We start from the raw sequence: 18974 nt of genomic DNA, 5'->3' as shown, positions 1-18974 counted from the left end.
CAAATAATGAAAAAATGGTTAGTCGGTCTACTGACAGCAGGGATGCTTTTTTCTCTAGCTGCCTGTAAGACCAGTGAAACAAAAGAAACGAAAACAACAGATTCTATTAGTAGTTTTTCTGAGGCAGTAAAAAAAGGCAAAGGTGAAACAGTGACCTTCTATGGATATGGCGGCGATGAAAAGGCCAATGCATGGGTCGATGAGGTGGTTACACCAGCCATGAAAGAAAAATATGATATTACCGTAAAACGAGTTCCGATGGACATCGATCAAATCTTGAATAAACTGACAACGGAGAAAGAAGCTGGCACAAAATCAGGTGATATTGATGTTATGTGGATCAATGGTGAAAATTTTTATACGGCAAAACAAGCAAAACTGCTTTATGGTCCCATCACGAAAAATGTCGAAAGTTTTGAAAAGCTGATGGACGTTGATGGACACAATTCAAAATATGATTTCGGTGTCAAAATCGATGGCTACGAAGTTCCATATGGCAGTGCACAATTAGTTTTTGCTGGAGATAAAGAAAAATTCAAAGAAGGATTTCCAACAGATACTCAAGCTTTGTTAGCCTATGCGAAGGCAAATCCTGGGAAAATCACCTATACGGCTCCACCAGAATTCACTGGCAGCGCCTTTGTTCGTAATATTATCTGCGATATCGTCGGCTATGATAAAGTTGAAAAGGCTAAAGCCAACAAGGAAGAGTTATATCAGGTTATTAAACCAGGTTTAGATTACTTAAATGAAATCAAACCTTATTTATGGCAGCAAGGAAAAACCTATCCGACCACAACTGCCGAATTAGATCAAATGTTTGCTGCTGGACAAATTGATATGAGCTACAGCTATTCTCAGATGCATGTAGCTGAAAAACGTAGTGATAATGAATTTAAAGCGACGACTGAATCCTTTTTATTTGATAAAGGTACGATCGCAAATCAAAGTTACTTAGCGATTGCTGATACTTCTAAAGTCAAAGCAGCAGCATTAGTTTTGATCAATGAAATGACAAGTGAGTCTGCGCAGCTAAAAAAAGCGGAAGCCAAGTATGGCTACAGCATTCCACCTTTTGACTCTGAAAAATTATCAGATGAAACCAATCAAAAATTAACTGATTTGTATAAAAATCAAGGGGTGCTTTCCCTTGAGGAAATGCAGGAAAAACAAATTCCCGAGGTTCAAGCAGAGAAAATCCCAATAATTGAAGCGTTATGGAAAGAGCATGTGTTGAATGAATAGAAAAAAAATACTTGCCCTGCCTTTTATCTTATTAAACAGCGTTGTGATTATCGCAGCGCTGTTTAAAGGGCTGCAAATCAGTTTAGGTTATTATCCACTGATTGGTCTTAATAAAATCACACTCGCTAATTTTAACCAAGTTTTAACGGATCCTTTTTTTCAAAAGTCGCTTGTATACAGCTGCTATTTGGCGCTGACTGCGACTTTTTTGTCATTACTGCTGGGAATGGCTATCGCGTTTCTTCTATTAAAGGTAAAAAGTCCGTGGTTACATAAAGTTATCAGCCTGCCAATTTCTTTGCCTCATATCATTGTTGGCTTGATGATGCTACAGTTGATTAGTCAATCTGGAATAATTTCTCGGATATTGTTTCAACTGGGATTGATCCAAGAAATCGGTCAATTTCCCTTATTCGTACATGACTCTAAAGGAATAGGAATTATTTTGGTTTTTTTATACAAGGAAATCCCTTATGTTGCGGTGAGCATTTTAGCAATTTTGCAGCAACTCCAGTTAGGTTACATTGAGGTTGCTAGAAATTTAGGTGCGTCAAATACGCGAATCTTTTTCACCGTTGTTTTACCAATGATTCAAAAAACAATAGCAACTTTATTTATTATCTTATTCTGTTTTACCTTTGCTTCATTTGAGGTACCTTTCCTGTTAGGAAATCCAAGCAATCAAACTGTGGCTTTGACTGCTTATGATCTTTTTACTCAGGCAGATTTGACTACACGTCCTCTGGCTTTTGCCTTGAACTTAATTATTTCAGGAATTTGCTTAGCAGTTACGTTACTTATTTTGACCATTAGTAATCTTTTGCCAGGAGGGAGAAAAACCACATGAAACTTTTATCAAAGAAGTCCTATCTTTTGTTGGTATTTTCTGCGCTGGCCGTCTTGTTTCCTGTATTCATTTTAGTTCTATGGTCCTTTAGTGATAAATGGATGTATCCGGCTGTCTTTCCACAGACAATGGATCTAAAAATCGTAAGACAAATGGTCAAAGAACCCAATTTTTTTCCGGCAATTATTAATAGTTTGATGATTGGACTTGCAACAACCATCGTTAGCATTGCGATTGCTTTGCCGGCAGCGAACTATCTGGCGTTTCAGAAAAGGCTGTCACAGCGTTTGGTAGAAGTGATTATTTATCTTCCATTGATTTTGCCAGCTATTGCAATTATCACTTCAAGTCAGGTTCTTTTTTTGCAATTACGGCTAACAGGAACCTTTCTTGGTATTATTCTGATTCATACCTATTTGTGTTTACCTTATGCCATGCAGCTCCTGCTAGAAAGCTATCGACAGTTAGGCGAGGGATACAATTTGACGGCGCGAAGCTTAGGGGCGGGTCCTTGGATGACTTTTTGGCAGATTACTTGGCCTCTGCTAAGACCGGGTGTGAGCACAGCTGCTGGACTTGTGTTTATTGTCTCTTTCAGTCAGTATCTACCAACCTTTTTTATTGGTGGGGGTCGTATCGTCACACTACCGCTGTTGCTACTGCCATATGCTAATAATGGACGTTTCGGATTAGCTTCGTCCTATAGCTTAGTTTTTCTAGGCTGTACCGGGCTAGGCGTATTTATTTTGAAAAAGGTAATAGGAGGAATGCACAATGGGGTTAAGCGTCAGAAACGTACAGCTAACCTATGGAAAAAAAGAAATACTGCATGATTTATCTTTCGATGTTCAGGATAGCGAAACGATTGCACTTTTTGGTCCTTCTGGTGTTGGTAAAACCAGTTTGCTTAAAATGATTGCGGGAATTCAGCCAGTTGAAGGAGGAACGATTGATTTCACTGAGGGATTCTCACAGGAAAGCACCGTGTTAGTTTTTCAAGATTTTTGGTTATTTCCACATATGAATGTGATTGATAATATCGGTTTTGGCCTTAAAGCGCGCAAGTTTTCAAAGCTGGAAATAAAACAAAAAATAAATAAAATTTTAGAGGTATTCGATTTAAAAGGATTAGAGCGACATTTTCCTGATCAATTATCCGGAGGACAAAAACAACGGGTTGCATTAGCACGAGCGATTGTGTTAGAACCAAAGTTGTTATTATTAGATGAACCATTTGCCAATCTAGATGGACACTTAAGAAGCGCTATGCGGGATTATTTGCGACGGCTGAAGGAGACGTATCACTTTAGTATTATCTTAGTGACCCATGATCGTGACGAGGCCTTTCAATTAGCGGATCGCATGGTTGTTCTTTTGGAAGGGGCGATTCAGCAAATTGGTGAACCAAAAGAAATTTATTTTTATCCTGAGAATCGAAAAGTTGCTAAAGCAATGGGAGAAATGAATTTTATTTCTGGCACAGTCAATGGTCATATTTTCCAGATGAAAGACGCAGAAATTACTGTTCAAAATCCAGCGAGTATCCATGGAGATGCGGTTCTTTTTATTCCATCTGGGACAGAAATTACGATTGAAAAGATCGCTGGCATCCCAGCATTTGTGGAATTTAGTGAGTGGACACCCAACGGTCAAAGAGCTCAAATTAAAATTGGTGCAACAAGCTGTACGTTTACAAATGTATCTGAAAAGCTCGTTGCCGGAGAAAAAATCCTCTTAACCTTTAATGAAACCTTACAGGTGATGGAATGTTGATTTCTATTATTATTCCAACATTAAATGAAGAAAAGAATCTTGAAAACTTATTGCGACAACTAAATCAGCTAGAAAAGAAGATTCCTTTTGAAATTATCGTAGTTGATGGGGGCAGTCAAGACAGTACGGTAGCCATTGCGAGTGACTATGCACAGGTTTACCAATTGAAACAGGGGAATCGGGGTGCTCAATTAAAATTAGGGGCAGAGAAAAGCCGCGGTGAAATCTTATGGTTTTTACATAGTGATAGTCGTTTAGACAACCAATCAGATATTTTAATGCAGATTCATCGAACTGTGCTCAATAAAAACAATAGCGCCGGATTTTTAAAGCTTTCATTTGATTCAACCGAGCTCTTTTATCGTTATTTAGCTAGAACTTCAACTTTGCGCGCAAAGTATCTCGGGCTGATTTTTGGTGATCAGGGGCTGTTTACGACACGCGAAAACTATGAGCGGGCTGGCGGGTTTGAAGCTGTTCCATTAATGGAGGACTGGCGGTTGAGTCGACGATTGAGAAAACTCGGAAAATTCTATTATCTACCCGTGACAATAACCACATCTGCCCGAAGGTTTCGAAAAGGAAAACTCAAAGTACATTTACGCATGCATAAAATAAAATTACTCTATTTATTAGGAATGTCACCAGAAAAATTAGCAGAACGTTATTATAAATAGAAAGGAGCCATTGATGTTAGAAAAGATTCAGCTCTATATAGAAAGAAATCAACTTACTAAGAAACTGCAGCTACAAAAGCCTTTTACAGTCAAATTCTTAGCGCAGGGGGAATACAATCAAAATTTTTTGATCTCGGATGAAAAAAGCAGGTATGTATTTCGTTTGAACTACGGTAGTCAACTACATTTAGACAACCAGATTCGTTATGAATACCAGGCTTTAAAGTGGCTTGAACGGACGGGACGAACCCCAAAAGTATATTATGTTGATGACAGCCGTCAAAGCTTTGATCAAGGTCTATTGATTATGGAGTTCTTACCAGGTGAACCCTTAGATTATCACAAGGATTTATCAGAGGCAGCTAAAATATTTGGTCGAATCCATAAACAGTCAATTGATGAAGCTGCCGAGAATTTTTTTGTAAAGGAAAAATCCACCATTTTATCCGCCAGGGTAAGTGAGTGTCAAAAGCTGTTAGAGCCGGTGCTAAAAAGTGAGTTTGTTCCAGTACAGGCTCAAAAGCAACTGGCGAGCGCTTTGGATGATTGTCAAAAAAAAATTCATCAGCAGAAATTTTTTATTGATTTGGATCAATGGTGTATTAACAATACCGAAGTAAATTCCCATAATTTTATTATTGGGGAGAAAGGATTTTTAATCGATTGGGAGAAGCCAGTCATCAGCCATCCTGTCCAGGATATTTCACAATTCTTGGCTTCAACGACCACTCTTTGGCGGAGCAATTTAGTTTTAACCCAGAGAGAAAAACGAGATTTTTTATCTGGTTATCTAGTTGAAACGCAATTTGATGGAGCCACATTTGAAGAAGCGCTTAGAATTTACCATCCTTATCTAATGCTACGGGCATTGTCTTGGTCGGCCATGGCTTTTGACAGCTATCAAAAGGATACGAAGCAATTAAAAAATCAGGAAATTTTTGAGAAAGTCTCTAGCTATTTAGCAGAAGATTTCTTACGTCATGCCTTAAAGGAGCAAGTCTTTGAATAAATGTGCCTATATTTTATTTACTCGTGTTCCTGTACCAAATAAAGTTAAAACGCGTCTGCAAAGCTTGCTCAGTGGAGAAGAAGCATGCCAAGTTCAACAGGAAATTTTACTGGATAGTTTTCAAAAATTTGAAGGGTTAAATGAATGTGGAATAGATTTGTACTTGGCGTATTCGGATGAAGGAGATCCAGCGTCCTTACTTTCTGCACTACCAAAAAACTTCCATGCTTTTCAGCAGCATGGTGCGACAATCGGGCAGCGAATGAATCACGCGATTAAGTTTGTTTTTGCAAAGGGTTATGAAAAAGTGGTACTAACAGGCAGTGATATTCCAAATTTAGATACGAAAATTATTCGATCCGCATTCCATCAGATGCGTGAGATTGTCTTCGGACCTTCACCAGATGGTGGCTACTATTTAGTAGGCTGTACACAATCCATTGATTTAACACCGATTTTTGAAACGAACATTTCTTGGGGGAAAAATGAAGTATTGAAGCAAACGCTGCAGCATTTAATGGATTATGAGGTGGCTTTCTTGTCCCCTCTACAGGATGTTGATTATCCCGAAGATTTAAAAAGACTTCAACACGATCTAAAAAATGAAAATCAATATTTGATGTATTGGTTAGAGGAAAATCGAGGATTATTAAATGAGAAAAGTCATTTTTGATTGTGACAATACATTTGGCTTAGCGGATCATGATGTGGATGACGGATTAACGCTTCTTTATTTGTTAGGGGCACCAACGATTGACTTACTTGGTGTAACTTTAACCTATGGGAATGGATCGCTTGAAGAAGTTGAAAAAATGACAAAGAAACTCCAACAGCGTTTGACGTTATCTTTTGATTATTATTCGGCGAATCAAGCAGATTATCTAGTCAAACAAGTCAATCTCTATCCAAATGAAGTAACCATCCTTGCAACCGGCGCATTAACAAACTTGTCTGAAGCGCTGAGAATAGACCCGAACTTTTTTGAAAAGGTTCAAGAGGTTGTCTTAATGGGAGGAACAACCGAACCACTAAAGGTGAATCATCACTTGGTCACCGAGGTAAATTTTTCTTGTGATCCTGTTGCTGCAAAAAGTGTTTTATTGAGTCAAATGAACATTACAATTATGAATGGACACATGACTTCGGAAGCATTCTTTTCGCGACACGAGATGAATCAGTTTTTAACTTTAGTTGAAACAACAATTAATCAAGACACATTGAAATGGATTCATCAGACATTGGAAAACTGGATTAAATGGAATGAAAAGGTGTTTGGTTTCAGCGGTTTTTGTAATTGGGATATGACCACAGCTGTTTACTTAGAGCGTTCGGATCTATATAGTCAGGAGCAATACAGTTTATCAGAAAATCAGATGAATCTTGCTCATGGGCGAATGACACTGACTGATAAATCTGACTATTCTATAAAAATGCCTAAAAGAATTTTGGATATAGCTGAACTCAACCAGCTAGTAATTAAGCGAATGGCATTAGCGTTTAAAAAAGAGGACTAAAAGCAAATATCGAACCTGATTCAAAAGAAGGGAGCACACGTGAAAAAGATTATTGTCTTTATTGCTTTTATTTTGTTAGGAATATTTTTGGCCTACAAGTTTGGTTTAGTTGATTTTCTGAAGGATATTTCTAGTTTAAGAGCCTACTTAGAAGCACTTGGCTGGCAGGGTTACGTGATTTTTATTTTACTTTCAGTCATTGTCGCTGTGTTTCTTTTACCGGGACAGTTTCTAGCGATTGTTGGTGGACTAGCTTATGGCGGACTTCTTGGCGGACTATTAACGATTATTGGTGCATCACTTGGTGCTAGCATCTCCTTTATTATTGGAAAATACATTGCAAGAGAGTATATATTAAAGCGTTTTGGTAATGACCCAACTTTTCAAAAAATTGAAAAGGGCGTTAGAGAGAATGGTATCTCATTTTTAATTTTCACCCGTTTAGTTCCCGTTTTTCCTTTTGCAATCCAAAGCTACGCCTACGCCATGACACCGATGAGTGTAAAAAAATTCAGTTTGATCTCCTTTTTGACAATGATGCCGGCCAGCTTTATTTATGCTTTTATGGCTTCTGAAATTGCCTCAAAGGGAGTTTCTGGAGCGCTGTTATTGGAATTAACAGTTGCGGGAATTTTCTTAGCTTTGTTAGCATACCTACCTAAGAAGCTAAGCAAAAAAATAAATCAATTAAATTCTGAATACAAAAAAGAATAGTAAACGAAGAATCAGAGTATACTGCTCTGATTCTTTTGTTTCTCATGAGTTGATTTTTAACCGTACAAGTTAACTACAACTCCATTGTTTTCTTTTATAAGTCATTCTAAAATAAAGATGAAAGGGGAGATAAAGGTGGAAATGAATATCGGACCAATCATAATGGAGAAGCGTAAGGAAAAAAAGGTGACTCAACAGGAGTTAGCTAATTTTATAGGAGTTTCGAAGGCCTCAGTATCAAAATGGGAGACCGGCCAAACCTATCCTGATATTACTTTACTTCCGCTTTTGGCGGCGTATTTTGATATCACGATCGATTCACTGCTAACCTATGAACCGCAATTAGATAATCACGAGATTCAACGTATTTATGCGATGCTGAAGGAATCGTTGGAAACAAAATCACCAGAGGATGTCTTAGCAACCATTCGTAGTTTTGTTCGGCGCTATTATTCTTGCTATCCATTTGTTTTACAAATGGGATTGTTTTTATTGAATCATGCAGATTTACTTCCAGGAGAGGAAAAAGTTAAAACGTATACCAAAGAGGCAAAGGAATTGTTCATTCATGTACGGACACAAGCAAAAGATCCAGATTTAATTACACAAGCACTAAAGTATGAGGCCTACACTGCTCTTAATTTACAGGAGTTTGATCAAGTTTTATCGATTCTTGGAGATCAGGTTCCCGTTTTATTTCCAATCGAAAGCTTAATTGCTGCAGCTCAACAGCAGAAAGGTGAAGCAAAACAGGCCGTTCTCACGCTTCAAAGTGCCATTTATCAATATACGACTGTCTTTTTAAGCTTCTTAACTAATTATCTTCAACTGGTGATTGATGACCCTGATAAGTTTTCTGAGACCGTTTCGAGAGGTAAGAGCTTCGCAAAATTGTTCAATTTTCAAGAGATGCATCCTGTTGCGTTGATGAATTTTCAATTATCGGCCACTTTTGGCTATGCACAAATGGAAGATGAGACTGCCGCACTTGAAATGTTACAGGCATTTGTTGAGGTTTTACAAGGAACAACATTTCCGGTTGTTCTTCATGGTGATGATTACTTTGATCAAATCGATGAATGGCTTGAACACTTAGAAATTGGAAATCAGTTACCACGAGATTCAATGAAGGTCAAAGAGGGACTGCTGGGAACGGTAATAGATAATCCTATGTTTTCACAGTTCAAGGATCAGGGGCAACTACAAGAAATTTTTACTAAACTTCGATCTATTAGAGAGCAGGATGTGATTGAAAATGAATAATTTTGATTTTTTTAAAGAGAATTTACCTATTTTTATCCCACTAGTTATTTTGGAATTGATCCTAATGATTACTGCGGTTCGACATGTTTTGAAGCACCCGCACTATCGTTTTGGCAACCGAGCTGTCTGGTTATTAATCGTTATCTTGATTCAAATTATTGGTCCTGTGATCTATTTTGTTTTTGGAAAAGAGGAGGATCAATGAGCATTTTAGAACTGAAACAGGTCACAAAAAGTTTTGGGTCAAAAAAAGTGTTAAATAATTTGAATCTAACGGTGCCTACTGGCTCGATTTTCGGTTTTGTGGGAGAAAACGGAGCTGGAAAAACAACTACGATGAAAATGATTTTAGGTTTAGAGGAGATGACTAGTGGAGAAATTCTAGTTAACGAGTTGCCTGTAGTTTTTGGCGATAATCAAACAAATCATTTGACTGGGTATTTACCAGATGTCCCAGAGTTCTATGATTATATGTCTGCTCAAGAATATTTGAGATTTTGCGGAGAGATCACTGGTTTATCAAAAAAGCAATTAAAGGAAAAAGTTCCTGAGATTCTATCATTGGTGGGCTTAAAGCTGGATAAACGTAAAATTAAAGGTTACTCAAGAGGGATGAAACAGCGTTTGGGAATCGCTCAAGCTTTATTAAACAACCCTAAATTATTGATCTGCGATGAGCCAACTTCGGCCTTAGATCCAAGCGGACGGAACGACTTTCTAGAAATGTTGTCGAACCTAAGGGGACGGATGACCATTTTATTTTCTACCCATATTTTGGGTGATGTCGAACGAATATGTGATTATGTTGGTATTTTAGATCAAGGAAGACTAGCGGTTAGCGGCTCATTGGATGAATTAAAGCAGCAATATGCTAAAAATCAGATAGAAATTGAATTTTCGCATGAGGCTGATCTAGGAGTATTTACAAAAAAATTGACAGAATTAAGAAACGAAGATGTTCTGAATGACGTTACCTTTGATCCATCAAAGAACTTACTTACTTTGTCGTATACACAGGATTATGAAGAAGTAGCAGCATTGATTTTCCGATTGTTTGAAAGCTATAAGATATTCCCTAATACAATTAAAAAGATTGATCCATCACTTGAAACGATTTTCCTGGAGGTGGTTCAATGAAAAATTTATACTTTTTCACGAAAAAAGAATTTTTTGAATGTTGGCGAACTTCGCGCTTGTTAATCTTAGTCATTATTTTTCTCATTTTTGGTTTAATGAATCCATTGTTGGCAAAACTAACACCAGAAATTGTTAAGATGACAATTGGCGATACAATGGCTAGTTCCATTCCAGAACCTACATCCATCGATTCTTGGACGCAGTTTTTTAAGAATCTTACTCAAATAGGGATGATCGTTTTAGCATTGATGTTTAGCGGGACAGTCAACAACGAGGTTAATAAAGGAACCCTAGTTAATTTAGTGACGAAGGGACTGCGTCGTTGGGTGATTATCGTTGGAAAAATGATTAGTTTGGTTTTTCAATGGAGCATCTGTTTTCTGCTAACTTTTCTTGTTCCCTGGGGCTACACGGCGTATTATTTTCCGGATAACAAGAGCACACAGCTCTTTCAAGCCGTTTTTCCATTGTGGATTTTTGGTTTATTATTACTAAGTATTATTCTTTTATCATCAACTATCATGCGGAATAGTTATGAAGGGTTGCTGTTGACTGGGGGTATAATTCTAATTTTAGTATTACTCAACCTATTTGATAAGCTAAAATACTATAATCCAATCTCGCTGGTCACACAAAATCTTAACTTCCTACAAGAAACGGTAGATTTTCAAGAATACGTGCCAGCGATATTAATAAGTATTCTGGTTTTTGCACTGGCAACTTTTCTCAGTGTACGAATTTTTAATAAGAAAAAATTGTAGACTCCTAGAGACCTAGCTATCTAAACTAGGTCTCTTTTATTTGAATAGGAACTAATTAGACTGTAAGAATCAAAAATTAATCCAGAATTAACAATCAAATGTCCGATCAATATCAGGAGGAGAAAGATTTATGCTGCTACAAAGTCAATTACAGCAAAAAAACATCAACGAAATGTCGATGTTTTGACTGGTTAAATGAATAGATAAATGACGGAATAAATATAGTATGCCAACAGCAGCAGGGCAACAATGCAAGAAAGTTTTGACAAGAATCCTCCACGTTTAGGACTGGTGGATTGACGGGATTGTCTTCGTGTCATTTCCGTTACTTCAACTTCAACTGTCTTAGCCTTTTTTGAGCCACCTAAAAGCACAACCGCTAGTAAATCGATAAAAAGCAGGCCTTGCAAAATAATGCTGACAATAAAAATAATCTGATCCCCTTTGATCATTCTAAACAGGAATAGAATAATCATTAAAAGATCGAATAGTAATGTTAGTAAAAGCGCCATAACAAAGCTCCTTCAAATTGGTTAGAATAAACAAGCTTTATTATAGCATACAACTAATGAAAAAAATTACGAATTATTTATGAAAAATTCAAACAGATGGATTAATCATGATGTTTGAAAAAGGTGTAAATCATCCAATACACCATAAAAGTTACAAGTGAAACAAACATTAAAAACGCTAATGTCCAAGCTCCTTCAACAGGTTGGTAATGATGATAATTCATAAGTAAATAAATGCATAGAAAAGTCGGGGTCAAAGAAAAATATAAGTGAATCAGTACGCGATCTTTTTTGAATAGGTAAAAATAAATGATGGTCATTAAAAAAAAGATCAAGTAAATGACCCATGATACTGCATTGCCAATATCCATGAACTCCCCTCCTTTATAAATAATTATATCAGAAGACAGACTATGATAAATAACAATAAAATGAGAAATAATCAGTTTTATTAATGAGAATATACCATTTTAATTTTCATTCAAAGATTCTTATTAATGCATGTTTTTTGACAGTTATGTTCTTCCTTTAATTTTAAAAAAATCAAAGAAACTGGAAAAACATTGTTATTTAACAATTTTTACGATCCAATACTAAATAAAAGAATTTTACATTGTGATTAATTTTTGTTACTTTATATAAAGAGAGGTAAGAAATAAAATATTAAATGTAATCGTTAATTAATGGTTAAAACAGGGGGATGACATGGATTATAAAAAGCTATTATGTAGTGTGATGTTGCTAGGAAGTTTTGGAACCTCGACCTTAGTTGCTTATGGAGAAGAAAAAACAGACTTTACCAGTATACAGGAGAGTTCAAGTACTATCAATTCTTCTAGTTCTACAGTAAAAACGGACGATTCAATTTCACAAGAAGCTGATTCTGGATTAGTGAACTCAGATACGACATCGTCTTCGAATGAACAAACCGAGACAAGTAGTGAAAGCGGCGCGGTAGATGAAGAGGAATACGATGCTCAAGGAAACTTACAATTTCATCATCCAGTTCGATTTGAGGATTTTACTTTAGAACCGCCTGCGTTTAGAAGTGCACGATCAGCTGTGAATACACAACAAGCTTTTATCAATCAAATAGCTCCGTCTGCTAAGACATTAGCAAGCGCAAATAACTTATATGCTTCAGTAATGATTGCACAAGCAATTGTTGAAAGCGGTTGGGGGAGTAGTACGCTTTCAAAAGCTCCTAACTATAATTTATTTGGCATCAAAGGAACCTACAATGGACAATCAGTAACGATGAAAACACAAGAATGGAGTGAAAAAGAAGGTTGGTATTGGATTGATGCTAAGTTTAGAAAATATCCTTCTTATAAAGAATCTTTGGGTGATAATGTAACAATCCTCAAAACAACTTCTTTTTCATCTGGTAATTACTATTACTCAGGCGCGTGGAAGAGTAATACAAAATCATACAAAGATGCGACTGCGTGGTTAACTGGAAGATATGCGACAGCACCAAATTATGGCAGTACATTGAATAGTATTATTCAGAGTTACAACTTAACACAATATGATACTGGTAATAGTACATCAACACCACAACCTGTTCAAACCAATGCAATGTATCGTTTGTACAATCCGAATAATTATGAACATTTTTATACTTCAAATTTAAATGAAAAAAATCATTTAGTAAAAATAGGTTGGGGAAAATATGAAGGCATTGCTTGGTATGCTCCTAAAGAAGGAGCACCAGTCTATCGTCTGTATAATTTTATATTACGTGACCATCACTATACTTTAGATTGGAATGAGGTTAAGGAATTAACATCCAAATATAATTGGAAATACGAAGGTGTTGCTTGGCACTCAGACAGGTCAAAAAAGGTAAAAATCTATCGATTATTTCATCCTGGACTGATTAGTGGTTCACATCACTATACAAAAGATTTGAATGAAGTTAATGTTTTGAAAAAAAGAGGTTGGAATTATGAAGGTATTGGCTGGTATGCACATTAATATTTTTTTAGTATCACTTAATGTAGTAGACTTTTATCAAATATTAGTTATATAGAAAGTCTTAGAATCTCGATCTAATAAACAAGACAAAAGGAAAGCGATTATTTGGATCATATCAAATTGTTCGTTTGAAACAGCAGCTATAAATAATTGAGTATTAAATTAGATATTTATACGCTTAGGCTGTAATGCTAAATTTAAGAATAGGAAAGATGTCAAAAAACTAAAAGAATAAAATGCACCTTGTCAAGTAGAAAGCTAAAAAAGTCTCTTTTTCAAATCGTGTTGGTGAAGACAAATTTGAATAAAACTAAAAAAATATGCGGCGCGTTCTGTGCGCCGCATATTTTTTTAGTTTTCAAAGATCAGACCTTGTTGTAAATAGATCCGTGCCCGAAAGTTATAAAAATTGCGATAACCAAACGCAATTCGTTTAATCAGCTTGATCTTGTTATTCAGCCCCTCCGTGACGCAGTTTGAGTGGGACACTTTAAAGGTATTTGAAATACCCGATTGGTAGCGATGGAAGATCGTGAATTTCTTTTTAAACGACTGAGGTAACGTAGATGAAGTTGTTTTAAGGGTTTCTTGAAAGCCTTCCGTATCTCGTTTAACGAAATAATAGCGTAATAATTGACAAAAATGATACGCTGTTCGCAATTCTTCGTTGTAGCTTAACAGTTCATTGACGATTTCTGTTTGACTAATTGGTCGTTTAAACAGTCGGTGATAATGCCGTTTGAGTGGCTCCAATGTCGTGGAATCTTTGAGTAAGAGTTTCCAATATCGCTTGAGCCGACGGTACTTCTTCTGATTTTCAGAGTGTGAGGCTCGAAAACGATTCATGATCTGGACACGCAATTGATTGAAGCTGCGATTAATATGTTGGACAATATGAAAGCGGTCAGTTACGATCTCCGCATTCGGAAAGACCGTTTTAAGCAACTGACAATAGCTGACATTCATGTCCATCACTAGGTACTTGACCTTTAAACGGGCCTTTCTAGGAAAGCGCAGGAAGTATTGAGTTAGGTTGTAAAGTCTGCGATCTTCAAGGATCGTAAATAGCTGATTGGTTGTCCCATCAACACAAATAAAACTCATGGAACCAGAAACAGACTTCATTGATTTGAACTCATCCATACACAACACCGTCGGAAGGAAGTTCATACGTGGCTGGTAATGCTTCGTTGCTTCACGCAAGATACGTGTCACCGTCCCATCCGAGACGAAGTACTTCTTAGCGATTAGTTTACGTGATTGATTTTCGTACAGTTCCATGAGAATCGCCTGCTTCAATTCCTTTGTTAGTTGATGGTGTTCATCAACTAAGACCGTTTTCGCAGAAGAGGTCTGTCCACAATCATAGCAGAGAAAACGGGTATGTTTTAATTCTAAAATAGTCAGCTTCTCTTTGACTTTCAACATCTGAGTGCGTGTTGTATAGGAACCGTTGCGGATAATACGAACCGATCCACAGTGTTCGCAATAGGAAGGTGAGTCATCCAATCTCCCTTTAATAAACTGCGCTTGAACGCCTTTATATTCTTTTTCAATCAGCCATTCTTCATCAAAAAATAAATGTTTATCTGTTAATCCGAGTAATTTTCTAGTATGATTATCCATTGAGAGACTCCTTTGGTAGGGTGACGTTTTGGTCGACTAAATTTTACCAAAAGTGAGTCTCTTTTTGAGTTGAAACGAAGAAAAAGTGTTGTTACTCTTAACAAGTGAGAACACCATTTTTTACAAATAGACATTTGGTTGATCTATAATTAAATCGTCAAACTCAATCATAGGAGGATAACCAACAGATTGACTTAGAGCAGAAAAAAACTCTCATTAAAAGTTTATTACCTTTAATGAGAGCTTTTTTAACATTAAAGGAAGTATAACATTTTAAGCGGTCTTTTTCCTATTAAACTGGAGATATGAAACCCAATATTTTACACGCCATTTTCTTTGATGAATATCAAAACTGGGAGAAATTCAATCAAAGGTACACGAGAAGGATTCGATCCGTTGTGAAAAGAGAAGTGAAGAAGTTTCGCGATTGTGGTGACCTTAAAAAAGGTTATCGTCTATTTGTCTGTGAAGGATGCCATGATGTAAAGAAAGTGGCTTTTCGTTGTAAAGGGAAATTTTGTCCAACTTGTGCAACTGGGGAAAGTCAACGGTGGGCAGAGGTTGCGGCGAATGATCTGTTTACAGTGACGCATCGACACGTCATCTTCACGATTGATGAAGGTTTACGTGAGATTTTTCTGAAGGAGAAGTATCGTAAGGAGCTTTTAAAAGGATTAATGGATGAAGCTGCACGGATACTATTAGATTTTTTTAGAAAGCACCATATACAAGCTGGGGTTGTGGCAACACTCCACACCTTCGGTTCTCAGCTAGAATACAATCCGCATGTTCATTTAGTCGTCACCATGGGTGGACTGACGAAGGATGGAAAATGGAAGGACTATGACTATTTTCCGTTCGCAATGTTGAGGAAATATTGGCAGAATGCGGTCCTAAAGCTCATTCGAAGAACCTTATCCCAATGGGATAAGGCACGAGTCCAGCCGCTTTTACAAGCGGCGTACACGAAAAATGCAGAGGGTTTTTACGTGCATGCACCCAAAAGGAGCCGAACTTCTCTCAAAAAGATATTAGAATATATCAGTCGTTATATGAAACGTGATCCCATTGCTTTAAATCGTATCCTTTTGTACGATGGGAAAATAGTGATGTTTCAGTATCATGATAAACGAACTAACACGGATAAGATAAAGACGATGTCGGCAGAGGAATTTATTGGTGCACTGATTCGTCATATTCCAGAGAACCAGTTCAAAACGATTCGTCGCTATGGAATCTATAGTCGTAGAATCAAAACATTAATGAAAAAGGTCATGAAGGAGTATCAGAAACGAGTAAAAAAGCTGTTTATCAATCTGAATGAGGCCTTAAGACCAAAATCCTGGGAAGAAAGAATAACCGAAGAATTTGGTGAAAATCCCTTAGAATGTTCTTGTTGCGGTGAGTACTATGAATTCGTTGGGATGAGTGTGCGCAAAAATGGACGGTTAGTTATTAAATATGCGAAAGATAACCATGTAAAGCGGTTTATGCGAGAGGAGAATCGAAAAATTGACCAAAAAGAATTCAGGCAACAGTATGAAGAAGAAAAAGAAAAAACTTTTAAAGCAATTCGCTGGGATTGGGAACGCCAACGTGAAATTTATATGTCTAAGTTGTGGTGAAAAAGAATCAATCCCAATGGATGTAGTAAAATTTTTAGATGATGCAGATATTGCAAATGATCCGAACAATCCTCCCCAATTTACCTGTGAAAAATGTGGGAAGGAGATGTATCCAGAATATTATAGAAACGCCCTTGGAATAGAGTTTAAGATCAGTGATGTTCAATAAGAAGGTTAATCATACAAAAAGTCCACCGGAGAATTCATTCTCCGGTGGTTTTCTTATTTACATCAGTTATTTCGGAAATTACAAAAAAGCTATGAAGACTATCTGTTGAGTATTCATATTTTTTGCTTATTTCACAAAGTATTTGCTGGTTAGATTTAATTATATGCTCGTTTCCTTCATATAAAGTATCCGTTGGAAGATGAATTTCAAACGATTTTTTGTTGTCTAATACCAATGGTTTTTCAAAGAAATATCCAGCAATCTTTTTCATGAGAATTACTCCTTTTCTATTATTTTGTTATATATTACATCATTGATGTAAGTGAAACCAGAATTAAGCTCTATAACAGTTGTAATTTAAATCCACCTCAAAAGTGCAATTCCTAAAACACCTGTTAAGACAATTTTCATAAGATCCTTGGTTCGAATTCCAACGATCAACGCAGGTATACAAGCAAGGACTTCGGGGAAACGCAAAGTTGGAAAATGCCCCGCTTGATAATTTAGAAGACTTTGCATTAGTAATGCTGTTAATATCGTCATAGGAAGATAGCTTAAAAATTTTTCAAGTATAGGCGGTAAAGTGATTGCCTTAGTAAGTATAAAAGGTAAGACTCGTGGAACCCAAGTAACTATAGCACAGCCCAAAAGTGTAAGCAGATAATAATTATTATTCATCCTTCATCAACACCCCCGTAAAGCAACCAGAAAGTGTTGCTAAAATGACAGATAATTCAGCAGATACAAACCGCATCAGAAGAAAAAGACTGATGATTGTAACTATTAAAATAGTTATCGTCTTGTTTTTTTGTTTCATTAAAGGTAATTGAATCTGAAAGAGAAATAGGCCTAAAAACATCGCAGTTAATGCAAAGTCGAATCCGAATATCGTAGGATCAGGAATGAAATTGCCTAATAATGCACCAATCACAGTTGAAAGTATCCATACAAGGTAAGCGGTTAAATTTAATCCGTGCATCCAGCTACTTGAGACTTTCTTTTCTTGTGCTAGAGTAGTCATTAATACACCGTAAGATTCATCGGTTAATAAGGTTCCGATCGCAATCCCATTCAGTAAAGAGTCCTCCTTAAAGTAATGAGCAACAGAAAGACTCATGAGTAAATGTCGGAGATTCACAAGAAAAACAGTGAATACGATTGATAGAATGGGGGCACTTAACAAAAGCAATCCACATAAGATAAACTGAGCACTTCCAGCGTATACTAAGGTAGACATCATAAAAATTTGCCAAATGGCTAAATGAGCAGATTTCCCCACGATACCCATCGCAATACCTATACCTAGATATCCCATGACTGTTGGTAAACAAGCCTTGACTCCGTCTGAAAAACTATTGGTTTGTGTTATACGATTATCCATCTACTCACCTCTCATTTTGTTTTAATCATATTAGACTAAAAGCAATAAAAAAACAAGAGGGTTAGTAAGCGAAAAAAGAGCAACAAACCTAAAAGCAAAGATATATAAGCTAATTAGGAAGTATCTGCTCAATTTATTTTACCATAAAATTATTAGGGATAAATCTAAATAAATTATTTATTTAAGTAAATAACCTAAAAATATTTGTAATGAGGGTTTAGCCTTTATTTTTCTTAAAAGATATAGATGATGTATAATGAAGAAAAGGGAGGCGTTATCAATGAAAGAAAGTTATAAAAAAATACTTGTCGCAGTAGATGGTTCAACCTCATCAACAAATGCATTTAATGAAGCGCTAAATGTAGCTGAACGAAATGATGCGAAGCTCTTTATACTTACTGTAGTTGATTTCAAATTTTCAATCGGTGATCCAGCGTTTATCAATGATGTTCTTAAATTTCATCTAAATAATGCTGAAATTGAATTGGAGCAATTAGTTGCTAATTCCAAAGTGAGTCGTTTAGACTATGAAACAAAGATTGATTCAGGTAATCCTAAACGTAAGATTATTGATTACGCGTTGGAAAATCAAGTAGATCTTATAATGTTGGGGGCGACAGGCAGAGGTGCAGTAGAACAGGCGATAGTCGGTTCTACGACAGCATATGTAGTAAACCACGCCAACTGCAATGTTATGGTAGTGAGGTCTTAAATCGATATATTTACAATAAAAGATTCTAT

General features: G+C 36.5%; 23 protein-coding genes. 17 read left to right on the top strand and 6 right to left on the bottom strand.

The genetic code is table 11. The annotated features are described in order from the left end of the window. Positions 1-6: 6 nt before the first annotated feature. The 13 genes from IGI52_RS04440 to IGI52_RS04380 all read left to right on the top strand — a co-directional run bounded on the left by IGI52_RS04440 (position 7) and on the right by IGI52_RS04380 (position 10940). Entirely contained in the window at positions 7-1245 is a 1239-nt protein-coding gene (locus IGI52_RS04440) for an ABC transporter substrate-binding protein (RefSeq protein WP_438780581.1), read from the top strand. Further along, positions 1238-2092, top strand: a complete 855-nt coding sequence (locus IGI52_RS04435) for an ABC transporter permease (protein WP_438780580.1) — start codon at positions 1238-1240, stop codon at positions 2090-2092. Before IGI52_RS04440 ends, IGI52_RS04435 begins: the two co-directional genes overlap by 8 nt. Next, positions 2089-2925 (top strand): ABC transporter permease, encoded by an 837-nt coding sequence (locus IGI52_RS04430; RefSeq protein ID WP_438780579.1) that lies wholly within the window; start codon positions 2089-2091, stop codon positions 2923-2925. The genes IGI52_RS04435 and IGI52_RS04430 overlap by 4 nt, the downstream gene beginning before the upstream one ends. Next, a complete protein-coding gene (locus tag IGI52_RS04425) occupies positions 2867-3865 on the top strand; it encodes an ABC transporter ATP-binding protein (RefSeq protein ID WP_438780578.1) in 999 nt (332 codons plus the stop codon). Before IGI52_RS04430 ends, IGI52_RS04425 begins: the two co-directional genes overlap by 59 nt. Further along, entirely contained in the window at positions 3859-4542 is a 684-nt protein-coding gene (locus IGI52_RS04420; protein WP_438780577.1) for a TIGR04283 family arsenosugar biosynthesis glycosyltransferase, read from the top strand. The genes IGI52_RS04425 and IGI52_RS04420 overlap by 7 nt, the downstream gene beginning before the upstream one ends. Positions 4543-4555: 13 nt before the next feature. After that, positions 4556-5551, top strand: a complete 996-nt coding sequence (locus IGI52_RS04415; protein ID WP_438780576.1) for an aminoglycoside phosphotransferase family protein — start codon at positions 4556-4558, stop codon at positions 5549-5551. Then, positions 5544-6224, top strand: coding sequence for a TIGR04282 family arsenosugar biosynthesis glycosyltransferase (locus IGI52_RS04410; RefSeq protein WP_438780575.1), 681 nt, complete (start codon positions 5544-5546; stop codon positions 6222-6224). The genes IGI52_RS04415 and IGI52_RS04410 overlap by 8 nt, the downstream gene beginning before the upstream one ends. Beyond that, positions 6205-7065, top strand: coding sequence for a nucleoside hydrolase (locus tag IGI52_RS04405; RefSeq protein WP_438780574.1), 861 nt, complete (start codon positions 6205-6207; stop codon positions 7063-7065). Before IGI52_RS04410 ends, IGI52_RS04405 begins: the two co-directional genes overlap by 20 nt. 39 nt (positions 7066-7104) lie before the next feature. Beyond that, complete coding sequence (locus IGI52_RS04400) at positions 7105-7779, top strand: TVP38/TMEM64 family protein (protein ID WP_438780573.1); 675 nt, start codon at positions 7105-7107, stop codon at positions 7777-7779. 135 nt (positions 7780-7914) lie between these two features. Beyond that, positions 7915-9042 carry a helix-turn-helix domain-containing protein gene (locus IGI52_RS04395; RefSeq protein ID WP_438780572.1) on the top strand — a complete coding sequence of 376 codons (1128 nt, stop codon included), beginning with the start codon at positions 7915-7917 and terminating at the stop codon, positions 9040-9042. Continuing rightward, positions 9035-9247, top strand: coding sequence for a PLDc N-terminal domain-containing protein (locus IGI52_RS04390; protein WP_216407511.1), 213 nt, complete (start codon positions 9035-9037; stop codon positions 9245-9247). Before IGI52_RS04395 ends, IGI52_RS04390 begins: the two co-directional genes overlap by 8 nt. Then, positions 9244-10179, top strand: coding sequence for an ATP-binding cassette domain-containing protein (locus IGI52_RS04385; protein ID WP_438780571.1), 936 nt, complete (start codon positions 9244-9246; stop codon positions 10177-10179). The genes IGI52_RS04390 and IGI52_RS04385 overlap by 4 nt, the downstream gene beginning before the upstream one ends. Then, positions 10176-10940 (top strand): ABC transporter permease subunit, encoded by a 765-nt coding sequence (locus IGI52_RS04380; RefSeq protein ID WP_438780570.1) that lies wholly within the window; start codon positions 10176-10178, stop codon positions 10938-10940. Before IGI52_RS04385 ends, IGI52_RS04380 begins: the two co-directional genes overlap by 4 nt. 191 nt (positions 10941-11131) lie before the next feature. On the opposite strand, the gene IGI52_RS04375 is transcribed toward IGI52_RS04380, so the two are convergent. Together IGI52_RS04375 and IGI52_RS04370 are read right to left on the bottom strand one after the other, a co-directional pair. Beyond that, positions 11132-11452, bottom strand: coding sequence for a hypothetical protein (locus IGI52_RS04375; protein WP_216407503.1), 321 nt, complete (start codon positions 11450-11452; stop codon positions 11132-11134). A gap of 101 nt (positions 11453-11553) precedes the next feature. Beyond that, entirely contained in the window at positions 11554-11823 is a 270-nt protein-coding gene (locus IGI52_RS04370) for a hypothetical protein (RefSeq protein ID WP_216407501.1), read from the bottom strand. 334 nt (positions 11824-12157) lie between these two features. Between IGI52_RS04370 and IGI52_RS04365 the strand changes: the two genes are divergently transcribed. Beyond that, positions 12158-13432: a glucosaminidase domain-containing protein gene (locus tag IGI52_RS04365; RefSeq protein ID WP_438780569.1), complete on the top strand. Its 1275-nt coding sequence runs from the start codon at positions 12158-12160 to the stop codon at positions 13430-13432. A 351-nt stretch (positions 13433-13783) separates the two neighbouring features. On the opposite strand, the gene IGI52_RS04360 is transcribed toward IGI52_RS04365, so the two are convergent. Then, positions 13784-15058, bottom strand: coding sequence for an ISL3 family transposase (locus IGI52_RS04360; protein ID WP_438780568.1), 1275 nt, complete (start codon positions 15056-15058; stop codon positions 13784-13786). A gap of 305 nt (positions 15059-15363) precedes the next feature. Between IGI52_RS04360 and IGI52_RS04355 the strand changes: the two genes are divergently transcribed. Both IGI52_RS04355 and IGI52_RS04350 read left to right on the top strand, forming a co-directional pair. Beyond that, the gene (locus IGI52_RS04355) at positions 15364-16683 is read left to right on the top strand and encodes an IS91 family transposase (protein WP_438780567.1); all 1320 of its coding nucleotides are present in this window, start codon (positions 15364-15366) and stop codon (positions 16681-16683) included. 16 nt (positions 16684-16699) lie between these two features. Next, on the top strand, positions 16700-16852 hold the full coding sequence (locus IGI52_RS04350; protein ID WP_002351804.1) for a hypothetical protein: 153 nt from the start codon (positions 16700-16702) through the stop codon (positions 16850-16852). A 34-nt stretch (positions 16853-16886) separates the two neighbouring features. Here the strand turns inward: IGI52_RS04350 and IGI52_RS04345 are convergent, their stop codons facing one another. The 3 genes from IGI52_RS04345 to IGI52_RS04335 form a co-directional block, all read right to left on the bottom strand. After that, entirely contained in the window at positions 16887-17123 is a 237-nt protein-coding gene (locus IGI52_RS04345) for a hypothetical protein (RefSeq protein ID WP_438780566.1), read from the bottom strand. Positions 17124-17209: 86 nt separating this feature from the next. Beyond that, positions 17210-17530, bottom strand: coding sequence for an AzlD domain-containing protein (locus tag IGI52_RS04340; protein WP_034877034.1), 321 nt, complete (start codon positions 17528-17530; stop codon positions 17210-17212). Continuing rightward, positions 17523-18233, bottom strand: a complete 711-nt coding sequence (locus IGI52_RS04335) for an AzlC family ABC transporter permease (RefSeq protein ID WP_271819934.1) — start codon at positions 18231-18233, stop codon at positions 17523-17525. Before IGI52_RS04335 ends, IGI52_RS04340 begins: the two co-directional genes overlap by 8 nt. 280 nt (positions 18234-18513) lie before the next feature. Between IGI52_RS04335 and IGI52_RS04330 the strand changes: the two genes are divergently transcribed. Then, complete coding sequence (locus IGI52_RS04330) at positions 18514-18945, top strand: universal stress protein (protein WP_438780565.1); 432 nt, start codon at positions 18514-18516, stop codon at positions 18943-18945. Positions 18946-18974 lie beyond the last annotated feature (29 nt).

Source organism: Enterococcus sp. DIV0187, from assembly GCF_051713785.1.
Classification (GTDB): Bacteria; Bacillota; Bacilli; order Lactobacillales; family Enterococcaceae; genus Enterococcus_A; species Enterococcus_A avium.
The sequence above is the reverse complement of the archived record's forward strand: the minus strand, read 5'-3'. Positions and strand labels throughout refer to the sequence as shown.